This is a genomic window from Roseibium sp. HPY-6 (assembly GCF_040530035.1).
Lineage (GTDB): Bacteria > Pseudomonadota > Alphaproteobacteria > Rhizobiales > Stappiaceae > Roseibium.
The window spans coordinates 1,700,938-1,716,982 of sequence record NZ_JBEWCD010000001.1 but is presented as its reverse complement, the minus strand read 5'-3'; the positions used below and the strand labels follow the sequence as shown (position 1 = coordinate 1,716,982).

Below are 16,045 nucleotides of genomic sequence, written 5' to 3'. Positions count from 1 at the left end.
CGATGGAAAAGAAAAAACTTGTCATTGTAGGTAACGGCATGGCGCCGGGTCGGATGCTCGAATACCTGTTCGAGAAAGACAGCGACGCCTATGACGTGACCATTTTCAATGCGGAACCGAGGGTGAACTACAATCGCCTCATGTTGTCGCCGGTGCTTTCGGGTGAAAAGGCATACGAGGACATCATCACTCATGGTGACGACTGGTATGGCGAACACGGTGTGACTTTACACAAGTCCGCCAAGGTTGCGCAGATTGACCGGAACGAAAAGACGGTAACCGCCGAAAACGGTCTCACAGCTTCCTACGACAAACTGGTCATCGCCACCGGCTCCAATCCCTTCATCATCCCGCTGCCGGGCAAGGATCTGGACGGTGTGCTCACCTACCGGGATCTGGATGATGTTGAAAAGATGCTCGACGCGGCAAAGAGGGGCGGCCGGGCTGTCGTCATCGGCGGCGGGCTTCTTGGGCTCGAGGCCGCTGCAGGTCTGAAGATGCAGGGCATGGACGTTACCGTCCTGCACCTGATGCCGACCTTGATGGAACGTCAGCTGGATCCTGCCGCCGGTTTCCTTCTGGAAGAAGAATTCAAGCGGCGCGGGATTGATGTGCGCACCAAAGCGAACAGCCATGAGATCCTTGACGATGGCTCGGGCAAGGTGAGAGGCATCAAGCTGGATGATGGCACCGAGATAGAGGCCAGCATCGTGGTCATGGCCGTCGGGATCCGCCCATCTGCCGATCTTGCCAAATCCGCATCTCTTGATGTGGGGCGCGGTGTTCAGGTCGGCGACGACATGCGCACCAGTGATCCGGATATTTTTTCACTTGGCGAATGTGTCGAACATCGCGGCATGTGCTACGGCCTTGTGGCGCCGCTTTACGAGATGGCGGAAGTTATCGCCGACAATCTGTTGGGCGGAACGTCGGAATATACCGGTTCGGTGACGGCCACCAAGCTGAAGGTGACGGGTGTCGATCTTTATTCCGCCGGCGATTTTGCGGAAGGTGACGACCGCGAGGAAATCGTTCTGCGCGATGCATCGGCCGGTGTCTATAAGCGGCTGGTTCTGAAGGACAATCGCATCATCGGGGCGGTTCTATATGGTGAAACTGCTGACGGGCCCTGGTTCTTCGATCTCTTGAAAAAACAATCAGACGTTTCCGAAATGCGGGAAACCCTGATTTTCGGCCAGGCGTATCAGGGGGGCGCCCCACTGGACCCTACGGCGGCCGTTGCAGCCTTGCCGGATGATGCGGAAATCTGCGGCTGCAACGGCGTTTGTAAAGGAAGGATCGTTGGTGCGATCACTGACAAGGGACTGACGTCGCTCGATGACGTCCGGGCCCACACCAAGGCATCTGCATCCTGTGGAACGTGCACTGGTCTCGTCGAGCAATTGATGCAAGTGACGCTTGGCGATGCCTACAATCCGGCTGCGGTGACGCCGATGTGCGGCTGCACCCATCTCGGTCACAGCGAGGTGCGCCGACTGATCAAGTCCAAAGGGCTGAAAACCATTCCGCAGGTCATGCAGGAACTGGAATGGACGTCTTCCGGCGGGTGTGCAAAGTGCCGCCCGGCGCTCAACTACTACCTCGTCAGCGACTGGCCGGATGAATATGCCGACGACTATCAGTCCCGGTTCATCAACGAGCGCGTCCACGCTAACATCCAGAAGGACGGAACTTATTCTGTCGTTCCGCGTATGTGGGGTGGCATGACGTCCTCCAAGGAACTGCGGGCGATCGCCGACGTCGTCGACAAGTTCAACATTCCGGCCGTGAAATGCACCGGCGGTCAGCGCATCGACATGCTGGGTATCAAGAAGGAAGACCTGCCGGAGGTCTGGGCGGATCTCGGCAAGGCGGGGTTCGTTTCCGGGCAAGCCTACGCCAAGGGTCTGCGGACGGTCAAAACCTGCGTCGGATCGGACTGGTGCCGGTTTGGAACCCAGGACTCGACCGGGCTTGGCATCAAGATCGAGAAGTTCATGTGGGGCTCCTGGACGCCGGCCAAGCTGAAGCTTGCCGTTTCTGGCTGTCCGCGCAACTGCGCCGAAGCGACCTGCAAGGATATCGGGGTCATATGTGTCGACAGCGGCTACGAGATCCATTTTGCAGGTGCTGCCGGTCTCGACATCAAGGGAACGGAAGTCCTTGGTCTGGTGAAAACCGAAGACGAGGCGCTCGAACACATCGTGGCTCTGACGCAGATGTACCGGGAGCAGGGCCACTATCTGGAGCGGATCTACAAGTGGGCGAAACGCATCGGCTATGACGAGATCCGCAGTCAGATCATGGACGATGCCGAGAAGCGTAAGGCCTATTTCGACCGCTTCGTGTTCAGTCAGAAATTCGCGCAGGTCGATCCCTGGTCGGAGCGCGTCTCCGGCAAGGACAAGCATGAATTCAAACCGATGGCGGTTCTGCAAGCGGAGGCAGCCGAATGAACGCGGAAACACGAAGCTGGGTAGCGATCGGGGACCTTAAGGACATCCCTCGGGAAGGCGCGCGGGTCGTGAAGACTGATCGTGGCTGCATCGCGGTTTTTCGGACGGTGGACGACGAGGTCTTTGCGCTTGATGACCGCTGCCCCCACAAGGGCGGGCCGCTGAGCCAGGGGATCGTTCACGGATCTTCGGTCACCTGCCCCTTGCACAACTGGGTATTCGATCTGGCAACCGGTCTCGCGCGCGGCGCTGACGAGGGGTCGGTTCCGATAACGGCAGCACGGGTTGAAAACGGCAAGGTGCTCCTTGCCGCCGACGATCTTGCCCGCCGGGCCGGATGAACGGAAGACCTACACATGCTTGGCATTGAGATAACAAAACGGCCGGGTCTGGAGAGGAAAGAAAAAGGAGGGCAGGCGTGACCGCTTCAAAAAACACAAAAACGGTCAAGACAACCTGTCCCTATTGCGGTGTCGGCTGCGGGGTTCTTGCGACCCGGTTGCCGGACGGGTCGGTCGACATCAAGGGCGACCCGGATCACCCGGCGAATTTCGGAAGACTGTGCTCGAAAGGCTCCGCTCTTGGTGAAACCCTGTCGCTGGAGGACAGGCTGCTTCATCCGGAAGTTAACGGTAAGCAGACAGACTGGGCATCCGCCCTTGATCTGGTGGCTGAAAAATTCTCCAGCGCTGTCAGGGACTACGGCCCTGACAGCGTCGCATTTTACGTGTCGGGACAAATCCTCACAGAGGACTATTACGTCGCCAACAAGCTGATGAAGGGCTTCATCGGGTCGGCGAATATCGACACCAACTCCCGGCTCTGCATGGCCTCATCGGTCGCCGGGCACCGGCGCGCCTTCGGCAGTGATACGGTTCCCGGAACCTACGAAGACCTGGAAAGCTGCGATCTGCTGGTTCTTGTCGGATCGAATCTTGCCTGGTGTCATCCGGTCCTGTTCCAGCGCGTCGAGGCCGCAAAGGCAGATAACCCGAATATGCGCGTCGTGGTCGTCGACCCGCGCGAGACGGCAACCTGTGCCATTGCCGACCTGCATCTAGCGCTCAATCCGGATACGGATGTTTCTCTTTTCAATGGGTTGCTGGCGTTTCTGGCAGAATCCGACACGCTCGATCATGCTTACATAGACAGCCACACCAAGGGGTTCGAAGCGGCAATTCAATCCGCAGGCGCGTGCGAGATCAACCGGATTTCGGAGGAGACCGGACTGTCTCCCCGCGACATTGCGACCTTCTACACGATGGTGGCCCGCACACCGAAAACGGTGACCGTCTATTCGCAGGGCGTCAACCAATCGGTCTGCGGCACGGACAAGGTCAACGCGATCATCAACACGCATCTGGCAACCGGCAGGATCGGCAGACCCGGCATGGGGCCGTTTTCAGCAACCGGACAGCCCAATGCGATGGGTGGACGTGAAGTGGGCGGTCTCGCCAACATGCTGGCGGCCCATATGGCGATTGAAAATCCCGATCACCGTGCGCTGGTGAAATCCTTCTGGCAGAGCCCGGTCATAGCGGAGCAGCAGGGCTTCAAGGCCGTCGATATGTTCCAGGCCGCACGCGACGGCAGGGTGAAGGCGATTTGGATCATGTCCACCAACCCGGTCGACAGCCTGCCGGATGCAGACGGCGTGGCCGCGGCTCTTGAAGCCTGCCCCTTTGTCGTCGTGTCCGATGTCACGCGTGCGGCCGACACCGTTGCCTATGCGGATGTTTTGTTGCCTGCAGCCGCCTGGGGCGAGAAAGACGGCACGGTGACCAATTCGGAACGCAGGATCTCGCGGCAAAAACGGTTCCTGGATCTGCCAGGTAACGTGACACCTGACTGGTGGCAACTCGCCGAAGTCGCACGGCGAATGGGGTTTGAAGACGCATTCGGCTATGACGGCCCGGACGCCATCTTCCGGGAACATGCGGCGCTGTCCGGCTTTGAAAACGAGGGTCGGCGGGACTTTGATATCAGTGCTCTTGCCGATATCTCGTCCGATGCATTCGATGAGCTTGAACCGGTGCAGTGGCCGCAACGAAAGGGCGGGTCTCGGAAAGACACCCGCTTTTTTGCCAAGGGCGGCTTCTTCACTGCCGACCGCAAGGCGTCTTTCATACCGGTGATGCAAAAACCGCCGCGTAAGACGGGGCGCAAATATCCGTTCGTTCTCAACACCGGGCGCGTGCGCGATCAGTGGCACACGCTGACACGCACGGGTAAAGCGCCGCGCCTGTCGTCGCACATTGCCGAACCGTTTGTCGAAATTCATCCTGACGATGCAGCAGCAGCCGGGCTCGGGGCAGCCGATCTGGTGGAAGTGAAAAGCCCCTATGGTTCCGTAGTCGTGCGTGCTCAGGTGACGGAACGGATACGGCCGGGGTCTGTGTTCGTCCCCATGCACTGGACAAACCAGATGTCGTCGAAAGGCCGTGTCGATGCTGTCGTTGCGCCGGAAGTGGACCCGGTTTCCGGTCAGCCTGGATCGAAGTTTACACCTGTTTCCGTGCGCAAACTTGACTACGATTGGTACGGTTTTGCGGTGGTACGGGAAAAGCCCGTATTGCCTCGAACCGGGTACTGGACGGTTGCCCCCACGAGGGGTGGGTGGCGCGTGGAAATGGCCGGAGATGCGCGGACTGATCTTGTCAGCCTCGCCCGCGGTTTTTTCGGTGAAAACGCGGAACTCTTGCAGTTCGAGGACGCACATAGCGGGCTGCGGCGCATTGCCGGTTGGTGCGGGGAAACACTCACCGGGGTCCTCTTTTGCGCGGGTGAGCCCGTGTCGGTTTCCAGGCAATGGGCCTGCGAACTACTGGAAACACCAAGTGTTCCGCCCCATAACCGGTTTAGCGTTCTCGCGGGCCGGCCACCCGCCGACATGCCGGAAAAGGGAGCTATTGTGTGTTCCTGCTTTCAGGTTGGCAGCGCTGAAATCGCGGCCGCCGCCAGGGACGGTGCAGCGACCGTGAAAGCGATAGGGGCCTGCCTGAAGGCTGGAACAAATTGCGGCTCGTGCCGGTCTGAAATCCAGACGCTTCTCGATGCGAGGCTCAAGGAGACTTGTGATGACACCGACATCGCCCAAGCCGGTTGAAGCTGTCCGCAAGCGGCGCCCTGCGCGCGTGGAAGCACTTGCCAGTTTGCCGCTGTTTTTCCCCTTGAAAGGGCGAAAAGTCGTTCTGGCGGGCGGCACGGACGCTGCGGCCTGGAAGGCGGAACTGCTGGCAGCTGGAGGTGCGCATGTACATGTCTTTGCAGAGCAGTTGGACGACACATTTTCCGCACTCCTTTCGACCGGGAGCGTAAGTGGGCGTTTCACGCATCATGATCGTCCATGGAGCCTTGGCGATTTCAATCATGCCGCTGTCGCGATTGCCGATGCGGCAAGCGATGGCGAGGCGCAGGCTTTCTACTGTGCCGCGCGCAGTGCAGGAATCCCGGTGAATGTCATCGACAAACCGGCGTTTTGTGATTTTCAGTTCGGATCCATCGTCAATCGGTCGCCGGTTGTGATCGGCATCTCGACAGATGGCGCTGCGCCCATTCTGGGGCAGGCCATCCGGCGCCGTATCGAGACGCTCTTGCCTGCCTCGTTGCAAGACTGGGCGGTGCTTGCCCGCAAGGTACGGGCGAAGGTCCTGTCGCAATTGTCAGCGGGCGCAGAGCGGCGCCGGTTCTGGGAGGGTTTCACGGATCTCGCCTTTTCAGGACGCGAGGCGGCGGAAACGGCGGAAGGTCGCGCGTTGGATCCATTATTTCAAGAAGCCAGTCAGGTCTCAGCAGGGCGCGTGACGATTGTCGGCGCAGGGCCGGGAGATGCTGAACACCTGACATTGAAAGCCATGCGAACGCTTCAGTCAGCGGACGTGATTCTTTTCGATGACCGTGTCGACAATACAGTGCTTGAACTCGCGCGGCGGGAAGCCAAGCGAATGCTTGTCGGCAGAAACGGTGACGGGAGCAAAGCTGAAGGAACAACCAGTGACCGGATGGTCATGCTTGCCAGGCAAGGCAAACACGTCGTGCATCTGAAATCGGGTGATCTGTCGTCTGGAGAGGCGGAAACTGAATTGCAGCGGCTGCAGGAGGCGGGCATCCCGGCGAGCGTGGTGCCGGGTGTTGCGATTGCTTCCTATAGTGCCTCAAATTCTGAGCGCAGGTTGCAGATTGATGACGCTGCGGCTGGCTGAGGGTTTCAACGTCTTGAATTTTTGGCCTTTGTTCCCCCTCAGTCAGACAAGCTGAGTGCGCCGAAAGCGGGGATCGAGATTTCCAGCGCGAGTGGATTGATACCCGCGACAAGCCCGAGGAAATTAATTTCGATACCGACACCGCTGCCAACCACAATTCCGAAATACCCGCCCAAAGTGGCAAAGAGATCACCGTTGCTGCGCTGCCCGATCCACCGTCCGTCTGCCGGAAAATCGCGGCCGACGCCGGTCGTCGGCGTTGCCGCGGCAAGTGCCGGGACCTTCTCCAGGACATTGGCGACGAAGGTGTTCGAATTCGGGCCCGGCCAAATTGTATAGTCGCCGCGTTCACGCCAGCGGTAGGCAGCGATCGCCTCTTCCACCAGCGGCAGCAGTTTTTCGGCCTTCCCGCCGGTCAGGTGATAGTTGATCTCCGGTTTGTTGGAGTACCAGTGGCCATCCGCGTCATAGGCGTTTTTCCTCACAGGCGTGCCCCAGCCAACGACATCGTATCTGTCGTATGTACTTGCCCCGACCGGTTTCAAAACGATCCAGGAATGCGTTGCGAACGCGCCTTTCAAGCCGCCGGTGCGGGCGGTCAGCACATAGATCTCTGCTTTGTCGACCGGAGGCTCTTTCGGCAGAATGCCGGAGCTGGCCCATGTCGCATGCCGCCAGCCTTGCGGCCTGTCCATCATGCTCCAGACACCAAGATGAACGAGTGCAGGCAGGATGAAAACCAGCAAGAGAAAAAGGACAAGTCGTGAAACGAAGCGAAAAACAAGCTTCAAGAGCAACACCCTGAACCAATTGATTGCCGAAGCACGAGACTGTGCAACAGCTTCGATCCGAAATCCGCAAACGTCAACTTGAGCCGCAATCACAACGATTTTAGCGCGCAAGACAAGTTCTGTTTAACCGGCCCAAAACTGCAGTTCTTATCTGGCGAAAATGTGAATATCCGCTGCGTGTACCGGTGAGGCTGGCCCACTTCCGGAGAATCGCCAAAGTCGTGCGCGTTAGGTCGTCCACTGTCGCTTCGGTTAATCGCGGTCGCTCTTCAAGTCTCGAGATCTTTCCAGGCTGTTCTCTTGCGAGGGTCAGCTTTTCCGAACCTCGTGCGCTGATCGCGGCCTGCGGGAAAAACGGACCGGTGAAAGAGCCCCCAGATCACGGTTCTGCGACACACCCAATACAATATCGGCAGCCACTTCGCCAGATTTCGGGGCCATCATCAGCCCGTAGTGCGAATGACCGAAATTGGCCACCAGCCCGTCGAAATCCGGCCAGCAGCCAAGGGCTGGCAGACTGTCCGGGAAGGATGGCCGCCGTCCCATCCAGAAGTTTGGCTTGCTGGCGTTGAGGTCAGGGAACATGGCCTGCGCAATGCTCTCCAGTTGCGGTTTCTTGCGTGCGTCGGGGGCCGCATCTACGGGCGCGAATTCAGCGAGGCCTGCCAGGCGCATCCCGTTTTCCATGCTGCTTGCAACAACCTTGCGGTCCACATCCATGATCGAATGCGTGAGTGTGATCCCTGGCTCCGGAAATTCGACATGGTATCCGCGCTCGGCCATCAGCGGCATCCGGATGCCAAGAGGTTCAAGCAAGGCAGGGCTCCAGGCCCCCAAAGACAGAACAACAGACGAAGCCGAGAATTGCTCCTCGCCACAATCGACGGACCATCCATCTTCCGTCTTGTGCAAAGAGGTGATGTCACGCATCAGGATTTCGCCGCCCAGGTTCTTGACCTTGGCAGCCAGAATCTGCCCGATCCGGCCAGGGGATACCGCCCGCGCCTGGCCCCGGATCAGGACAGCCCCCTTGAAATCTTTGCTCAGCGCGGGTTCCAGTCGTCTCAGCTCATTCTGGTCCGCCAGGACAACATCCGCTCCTTTCTCACGCCGGATTCGGTAGTCTATTGCGTCAAGATTGGCTTTGCCGGCATCTCTGAAGGCGTGAACATAGAAACTGTCGCGAACCAGTTGCTCACCACCTGTACCTTCCAGATGCCTGCGGTAAAGGTCGATCGACGGCGCACATAAGAACTCCATCGTATCTGCTGCCTCTTCGACAATCTCCGGGCGGCCGCGTTTCAAAAACTCCAAACCCCAGGGGATCATCTTGAAGAGTGTTTTTGGCCTGATCGTCAGCGCAGGATTATGCGACAGCATCAACTGGGGGATCTGGCGCCAGACACCCGGTAAGGACTGAGGAATGATCGACCAGGGCGATATGATCCCCGCATTGCCAAAGGAAGCCTCCTGACCCGGTTCGCCCCGGTCAATCAGCCTGACTCGGGCGCCGCGTTCCAGTAGTGACAGAGCTGTGCAAATTCCTATGATTCCAGCGCCAAGAACCGTTACGTCTTTTGTCATGATGTCATGCCACGGCCGTCTGGCGACGCCTTGCAACAGCCTGGCTGATGACGGCAGGAGCTGCGATCAGCAACGCGATCAGATCTCCTTGCAAGGACGGGGCGATGAAGATGATGCCTGCGATTGCCATCAGCCACCTATAAACGGCACCCATTGGCGCAAGCCAGTAACCAACGACGGCTGCCGACAAGGCTATGACGCCGGCAATGCAGCTCGACGCCGTGTAGCTGAATTCGATGAAGTCAAAGCCAGTGGACGACACGAACAGGAGAACCGGTGCGTAGACAAACGCCATTGGCGCCACCACCTTGCCGAGGCCAAGCGTGAAGGCGGATATGCCTGTCCGGAACGGATTTGAGTTTGCGATCGCTGCCGCGGCATAGGCGGAGGTACAGACCGGCGGCGTGATCTCGGCCACGACCCCGTAATAGAGCACGAACATGTGGCTGGCGATCGGCGGAATGCCGAGTTGGGCAAGCGCCGGCTGCGCGACCGACACCAGCATGATGTAAAGGGCTGTGGTCGGAACACCCGCACCCATCAAAATGCAGGCCAGGGCGATGAAGACCAGGCTGATGAACAGGGTCAGATCCTGAACCGAAAACAGCTCATAGCCTCCGAAAGTGAACAGCCAGGCAAGATCGTTGCCGAGATTTGACGCAGCTTGCGTGACCATGAAACCGATGCGGAATCCGACGCCTGTCGTGTTGATCACACCGATCACGATCCCGACTGCCGCGGCGGCCGCACCGACTGCGAGTGCATATTTCACACCCGTTTCGAACGTGTCGGCCATTTCACTGATGGATATTCTGCGTTGCGGATTGAGTGTTGCAACGATTGAGCCGCCCACCAGGAGCGCTGTTATCGGCAGTTCGAAGCCGCCGCCGACATATTTCCAGACGACAAAGGCGATGAATGCGGCAGCGTAGACAAGGGTGACCGGTTCGCGCAGTCGGGACATGCCGGCGATGATCGACAGAGAGATGCCGCAAAAGGCCGACATATAGGGCGTATAGCCGGAGAACAGGACGCTCAACAGGCCAATGAGAGGAACGATGTTCGCCCAACCTTCGCGCCACACGGTTCCAAGCTTGGGCAAGGCATCGCGGGCCAGTCCCTTCAGACCCAGTTTTCGGGCCATGAGGTGAACCACGGCGAAAACGCCCACATAATGCAGGAGTGCCGGAAAAATGGCCGCGATGACGATCGTCGTGTAGGGCACTTCCAGAAATTCCGCCATGATGAAGGCTGCGGCCCCCATGATCGGCGGCGTGATCTGGCCGCCGGCCGATGCGGCGGCTTCTACGCCTCCCGCGAAATGGCCCGGATACCCGAGGCGCTTCATGTTGGGAATTGTAAGCGCGCCAGTTGAAACGGTGTTGGCAACGGACGAGCCGGAAATCGTGCCGAAAAATGCCGACGACACGACGGAGACCTTCGCCGGTCCCCCGGTGTAGCGGCCCGCAAGGATTGTCGCATTGTCGATGAACAGCTGTCCGAGACCCGTTCGCTGCGCAATCACGCCGAAGAGCACGAAGTGGAAGACGATGGTCGATACGACCCAGAGCGTGACCCCGAATATGCCTTCCTGGGGGAAGTACATTGAGGAGATAAACGTTTTAATCTTCACGCCCGGATGCTGAAGGATGCCCGGAAAATAGGGCCCGAACAACGCGTAGGATATGAAAAGACAAATGATGAGCGGCAGTATCCAGCCAAGCGTCCGGCGCGCAATGTCGAGAACGAGAACAATCAGGATGCCGCCGAAGAGCAGATCGTAGCCGTTGGGATTTCCCATTCGGAAGGTTTGTTCCTCGATGCCAAGAGCCGGGATCCCGTGCCAGGCAAATCCGAGGTAAAGTGCCGACATGACGCCCAGCACCATCAGCAAGACATCTAGATAAGGCACGCCGCCGAGCCGCAGAGCACCCGTGTTCAGATCAAAGGCTGTGTCCGTTTTGCGGTGCGGATAAAGCGCGTAAATCAGGATGAACAGTCCGGAGAGATGGATCCCCATGTGCCAGTAGTCCGGCGGCAAGCCGAAACCCGCGGTCAGGTAGTGGTAGATGGCGAAGGCCAGTGCAACGGCTCTCAGGAATGATGAAAATCCAGGAGCCACCTTGCGAACGGCCGCGCCTTCATCGAATTTCTTCTCGATGTCGGCCAGTTCTTCTTCGCTGAGCTCGCGAACAGGTTCGGTCTGCGGATTGCTCATGACAGCCTCCGGAAATGGGATCTGGGAAGGGGCGGTGAGGGGAAGCGCTCACCACCCCTTGGTGCACAGAGGAGGGACCGTGCTATTTCAGGAGACCGGCTTCCTTGTAGAATTTCTCCGCACCTGGATGAAGCGGCACACCAAGTGCCAGGACCCCGTCAAGCGCGGTGTCGGGCGTGATCTGCTTGCCCTTCGCATGACCGTTGTCGAGAAGCTTGCGCGTATTGTCGTTCCACATGGCTTTCGTAATGCCGTAGACAAGCTCTTCCGAAAGGTCCGAAGAGACGACCAGAAGAGCCGACACGGCAGGGGTTTTCACTTCGTAGTCGATACCCTCGTACACTCCGGCCGGGATCTTTGAAGGAATGTAAGCGGGGATGATCTCATTGATCTTGGCAAGATCGTCCTCGGTGAAACTGTGCAGTTCCATGCCCTTCGTCGTCGCCAGTTGCACCATCGCGGAAACCGGCCAGCCTGCTGCATAGAAGTAAGCGTCGAGCTGACCGTCTGCCAGCCGCTCGGCCGATTGGCTGTTGTTCAGTTCTGCTTCACTCATATTGTCCCGGTTGACACCCCATGCATCGAGCATTTGCAGAACGGCAACCTGCGTCCCTGATCCTGCCTGAGCAATCCCGACGCGCTTTTCCTTCAGATCCGCAAGACCCTCGATGGACGCACCCTTGGGCAGGACCAGATGCAGATCTTCCGGAAAGAGATTTGCCACGATCCGCAGCTTTTCATGTGGTTTTCCGTCGAACTTGCCTTCGCCCAGATACATCGAGCGGGTCACGTCTGCAGCTGCAAGGCCGGCTTCCAGTTCGCCTTTCTGCACGGCCGTATTGTTGAAGACAGAAGCGGTTGTCGACTGCGCAATGGCGATCAGGCCGGGAACGCCGCACTGCCCGCCTTCATCGCAGGGGCGCGAGCCAGGTGGTGACGAGATGCCGTTTGCGATCGTTCCGCCGATCGGAAAGTAAGTGCCGCCCGCACTGCCGGTGCCGATGCGGAAGAAGGTTGGATCCTGCGCCAGCGCGGAGCCGGCGAAAAGCGTTGCGAGCGCAACAGCGCTCCCAAGTCTCACAAGTTTGTTCATCTGAATTCCCCTCGATTGGGCTCGGCTTGCGTGGCCAAGGCCGGTTTTGATCTTCAAACAATACGAGGCAGTTCAATTAATACAAATTTGAAGTTCTTTAGTTTTTCAAAGTTTGGCTTATAGTTCTGGTATGAATATCAGCCAGATTTCCGCATTCCGCGCGGTCATGACCTCTTCGTCGATTTCCGAGGCTGCCCGCAAGCTTGGGCGAACGCAACCAGCCGTCAGCCTCGCAATACGTTCCTTGGAAGACTCGCTCGGCCTTGCGCTGTTTGAACGAAAGGGACGCCAGATGGTTCCGGTGCCGGAGGCGCACTATCTCCATGCGGAATCTGAGGAGATACTTGACCGGCTTTCCAGTGTCACACACACGATGCGAAGTCTTGCAGGCGGTAACACCGGAGACTTGAACGTGACCGCAATGCCGGGGCCCGCAGCTTTTATCTTCCCAAGGTTCGTCGCCTCGGTCATTGATGACCTTGAGAAGGTGAACCTGTCGATCACGTCGCGCAGCTCGCAGCAGATCGAAGAACTCGCGCGCTCGCAGAGCATAGATTTCGGCTTTTGCGACGCACCGGCCAGACTAAAGCAAAGCGCACAATACGAAATCGAGATCATCAGTGCGGGATGCTTCGTCGCAATGCCGTCGACCCATGACATGCCGGAACTGGATCCTTTCTCGATCCGCGCCCTGGATGGCGTTCCAATGGGTGGTCTGCAGCCCTCGCACACGCACGAAAAACGCTCCGTGTCGCTGTTCGCCGAGCAAGGCGTTTACTATCGGAAAGTGGTCGAGAGCCAGACCTTCATGCCACTGTTACAGTTCGTGCGGACGGGAAAATGCCTTGCGCTCGTCGACCCGCTCAGCGTGGTGAATGAACTGGAGCTCAAGAGCACTGGTGGTGAGGTTGTCTTCCGCCGCCTGGATTGCAACCTCAGATACGACTACGCTATTCTGTCACCCGTGCACCGGCCCTTGTCTCAGATTGCACACAAGGTGCGCTCAAAGTGGCGGACTTCGCTGTTCAACCTGCTCGACCGGGTGGGCGCGGAACCACGCTGGGAAACTTGCTCCGCTTCATCGCCTGGTTCCGGCGCGTGACAGCACAACGTCGCGCGGCACAACGCTCCTTTGTCGGCGCCGTTGATCGTTTAGGCGGCCCGCAGTGTTTTCAGGAATTTGCTCAATTCGCTCTGAAGAACATCGGCCTGTGTGGTCAGCTCATCGACAACCTTCACGACATGGCCAGCCGCGTCGCTGGACTGCTGTGCTGCAGCATTCACATCGATGATGTTTTCCGAAACGTCTTGCGTACCGGAGGCGGTCTGCTGGATGTTTTGAGCAATATGCTGGGTCGCCGTGTTCTGTTCGCCGACGGAGGCGGAGACAGCTGTTGTCATGTCGCTGATGCGCGACATGGCTGCGACGACGGATTCGATTTCGCCGACGGTCTGATGCGTTGATTCCTGCATCGAGCTGATCTGCTGCCTGATTTCCTCAGTTGCCTTCGCGGTTTGCGATGCCAGCTCCTTTACCTCCGAGGCCACGACCGCAAAGCCGCGGCCGGATTCCCCGGCGCGAGCCGCTTCGATCGTCGCGTTGAGGGCCAGCAGATTGGTCTGCTCTGCAATGTCGTTGATCAGGTCGACGACGTCGCCGATCTTCTGAGCGCCTTCGGCAAGGCCCTGCACAGTCGCGTTGGTGGAGATTGCCTGTTGCTCACCATTCGATGCGACCGACTTGGCGTCTTCCACCTGCCGGGAAATCTCCTGGATCGACTGGGACAACTGTTCGGCCGCCGAGGCAACGGTCTGGGCGGTCACTGTCGCTTCCTCGGATGCACTGGCGACGGTTGTCGCCTTCGAGCGGGTCTGCGCGGACGACTCGGACATGGTCTTTGCCGTTACGGTCATTTCGTGGGTTGCGTTGGAAACGTGCTCGACGACGCCCATCACGCTCGATTCAAGATCGTCGGCCATGCGAAGCGTGGCCGCACGTTTTTCCTCTTCAACCCGCCGTTCGCTTTCCGCCTGTTCCTGCCGCAGCGCTTCTGTCTCAACCGCATTGTCGCGGAACACTTCAACGGCGGACGCCATCGCACCGACTTCATCCTTCTTGCCGAGCGCCGGAATATGGATGTCCAGTTTACCGCCGGCCAGCGACTGCATGGCCTGTGTCATGTTGACGATCGGATGGACGACCGTGTTGCGGACGATCAGCATGAGAACCGCGGACACAACCATCAGCAGGATAACCGCCGTCGAAATGGCGATCTGCGCATTCGCGACCGTGATGGCGCTGGCCTCGTCCGCGCCATCGCTGATCGCGTCCGCCGCGGAAGCAACTTTTTCTAGAGCGCTTGCGACAGCGTCGGCATCTGTTTCCAGTTCTTCCGTTGCCAGATCGGCTTCGGCTTCCATTTTCAGCATGTCCCGGTGCGTGTCGAAAAGCTGTTCATCCAGTGCAGCGGTGGAGAACCAGGTTTCAAAGGCTGCCTGCAGGCGGGCGGCATCGTCAGCATCTTCCTGCGACTCGGCAAGATTGGCGAGGATATCCAGGAATGGCCTTGCCTTTTGCGAGAGGGCCTGGAATTCACCGAAAGGAACGCCGAGCCTTGCGGGGTCTTCCAGCGCAAGATATTCGCCGGCAGTATCCTGCATCTCAATGATGATGCGCTGCAGTTTCAGCGCGGCTTCGACAACGGGATAGTCCTTCTCGAAAAGCTCTTTCAGGATGGCGTTTACTTCAGCACCTGTTGCGGCTCCCGAGGCTGCCAACCTGTCTCCGTCCGCCTGGGCTTTGGCCATTTCCGCTTCGTTTTCCTGCGCAAATTCATCCAGCATCTGGATCAGGAGCGCACCGCTGTCGTCAAAAGCTGTGAGCAGGCGGTTGGCGGATGCTTCCTCGTTCAGCTCTTCGGTGTGCGCGAAGATCATCTCGTTGGTGTGTTTGATGAAGTCCTTGTGCTCGCGCCGCGCCTCTTCAATATGCGCCAGCATGGCCTCGTCGCGTACCAGTGCCTCCAGCTCGCCCATATAGGTGTAGAACATCTGCGACTTTTCAGCGAACTCTTGGGCGAGTTGCTCGACATCGGAAAGCTCTTCGTCGGCGATGATCTCTTCGGCGATCTTGTTGGTTTCCCAGATATTGGCAATCATGTCGTCTGCGGTCTCGACCGACGGCGCAGTGATGTCGGTGATCTCGTTCAGCGTGCGCTCGACGGAGGCGAGATAGGAAAGCCCGGTTGCGCCGATACCGACGCCGAGCAGCACAATCAGGCCGAGCCCGACAAAAAGCCGCCCGGAAACCCCTCGGAACATCGATCTGCGCTGTATGCCGGACCGGGCCGGTTTGGGCGCATTGTCATGGGTGCGGGGGTCATGCGAGTTCGTTTTGGCGTGCATCCTGCTGTCCTTGCGGGCTGATTCCAAGTCAAATCAAGGATGGCGGGGGCTTGCAAAAAACCACTGAACACGAGGCTCCCGGTAACAATGGGTGAAAATCCGCCAGGGCACCGTTAACCCCGTGTTTACGGTCTTGCGGGCATCCAGGAGTTGCGTAGTACTACCTACATTGCATTTTTTGGTTGCGTGTTCGGCCACAAGCGCCATCATCTGACAGTGCGCCGATCCTGGGCAGAGGGGAGGCGTTGCGCTGGTCGAAAGGCTATTGGCGTTCCGGACGCGTTCACCGCGCTTCA

At 58.6% G+C, this 16,045-nt stretch carries 10 protein-coding genes; 5 read left to right on the top strand and 5 right to left on the bottom strand.

Features of this window, described 5'->3' with window-relative positions:
• Positions 1-2 precede the first annotated feature (2 nt).
• From nirB to ABVF61_RS08070, 4 genes are all read left to right on the top strand, one after another.
• Positions 3-2,456 carry a nitrite reductase large subunit NirB gene (gene nirB / locus ABVF61_RS08085; RefSeq protein WP_353993001.1) on the top strand — a complete coding sequence of 818 codons (2,454 nt, stop codon included), beginning with the start codon at positions 3-5 and terminating at the stop codon, positions 2,454-2,456.
• Entirely contained in the window at positions 2,453-2,797 is a 345-nt protein-coding gene (gene nirD / locus ABVF61_RS08080) for a nitrite reductase small subunit NirD (RefSeq protein WP_353993000.1), read from the top strand. Before nirB ends, nirD begins: the two co-directional genes overlap by 4 nt.
• Before the next feature lie 77 nt (positions 2,798-2,874).
• Positions 2,875-5,562, top strand: a complete 2,688-nt coding sequence (locus ABVF61_RS08075) for a molybdopterin-dependent oxidoreductase (protein ID WP_353992999.1) — start codon at positions 2,875-2,877, stop codon at positions 5,560-5,562.
• Entirely contained in the window at positions 5,534-6,658 is a 1,125-nt protein-coding gene (locus ABVF61_RS08070) for a siroheme synthase family protein (protein WP_353992998.1), read from the top strand. Before ABVF61_RS08075 ends, ABVF61_RS08070 begins: the two co-directional genes overlap by 29 nt.
• A 38-nt stretch (positions 6,659-6,696) precedes the next feature.
• Here ABVF61_RS08070 and ABVF61_RS08065 read toward each other — a convergent pair whose 3' ends face one another.
• The 4 genes from ABVF61_RS08065 to ABVF61_RS08050 all read right to left on the bottom strand — a co-directional run bounded on the left by ABVF61_RS08065 (position 6,697) and on the right by ABVF61_RS08050 (position 12,344).
• Complete coding sequence (locus ABVF61_RS08065; protein WP_353992997.1) at positions 6,697-7,449, bottom strand: DUF3750 domain-containing protein; 753 nt, start codon at positions 7,447-7,449, stop codon at positions 6,697-6,699.
• A 309-nt stretch (positions 7,450-7,758) separates the two neighbouring features.
• Complete coding sequence (locus tag ABVF61_RS08060) at positions 7,759-9,033, bottom strand: NAD(P)/FAD-dependent oxidoreductase (protein WP_353992996.1); 1,275 nt, start codon at positions 9,031-9,033, stop codon at positions 7,759-7,761.
• Between the two features lie 4 nt (positions 9,034-9,037).
• Entirely contained in the window at positions 9,038-11,251 is a 2,214-nt protein-coding gene (locus tag ABVF61_RS08055; protein WP_353992995.1) for a TRAP transporter permease, read from the bottom strand.
• An 82-nt stretch (positions 11,252-11,333) separates the two neighbouring features.
• A complete protein-coding gene (locus tag ABVF61_RS08050) occupies positions 11,334-12,344 on the bottom strand; it encodes a TAXI family TRAP transporter solute-binding subunit (protein ID WP_353992994.1) in 1,011 nt (336 codons plus the stop codon).
• Between the two features lie 130 nt (positions 12,345-12,474).
• Here ABVF61_RS08050 and ABVF61_RS08045 point away from each other — a divergent pair, with 130 nt between their 5' ends.
• On the top strand, positions 12,475-13,446 hold the full coding sequence (locus ABVF61_RS08045; protein WP_353992993.1) for a LysR family transcriptional regulator: 972 nt from the start codon (positions 12,475-12,477) through the stop codon (positions 13,444-13,446).
• 50 nt (positions 13,447-13,496) lie between these two features.
• Here ABVF61_RS08045 and ABVF61_RS08040 read toward each other — a convergent pair whose 3' ends face one another.
• Positions 13,497-15,749: a HAMP domain-containing methyl-accepting chemotaxis protein gene (locus tag ABVF61_RS08040; RefSeq protein WP_353992992.1), complete on the bottom strand. Its 2,253-nt coding sequence runs from the start codon at positions 15,747-15,749 to the stop codon at positions 13,497-13,499.
• Positions 15,750-16,045 lie beyond the last annotated feature (296 nt).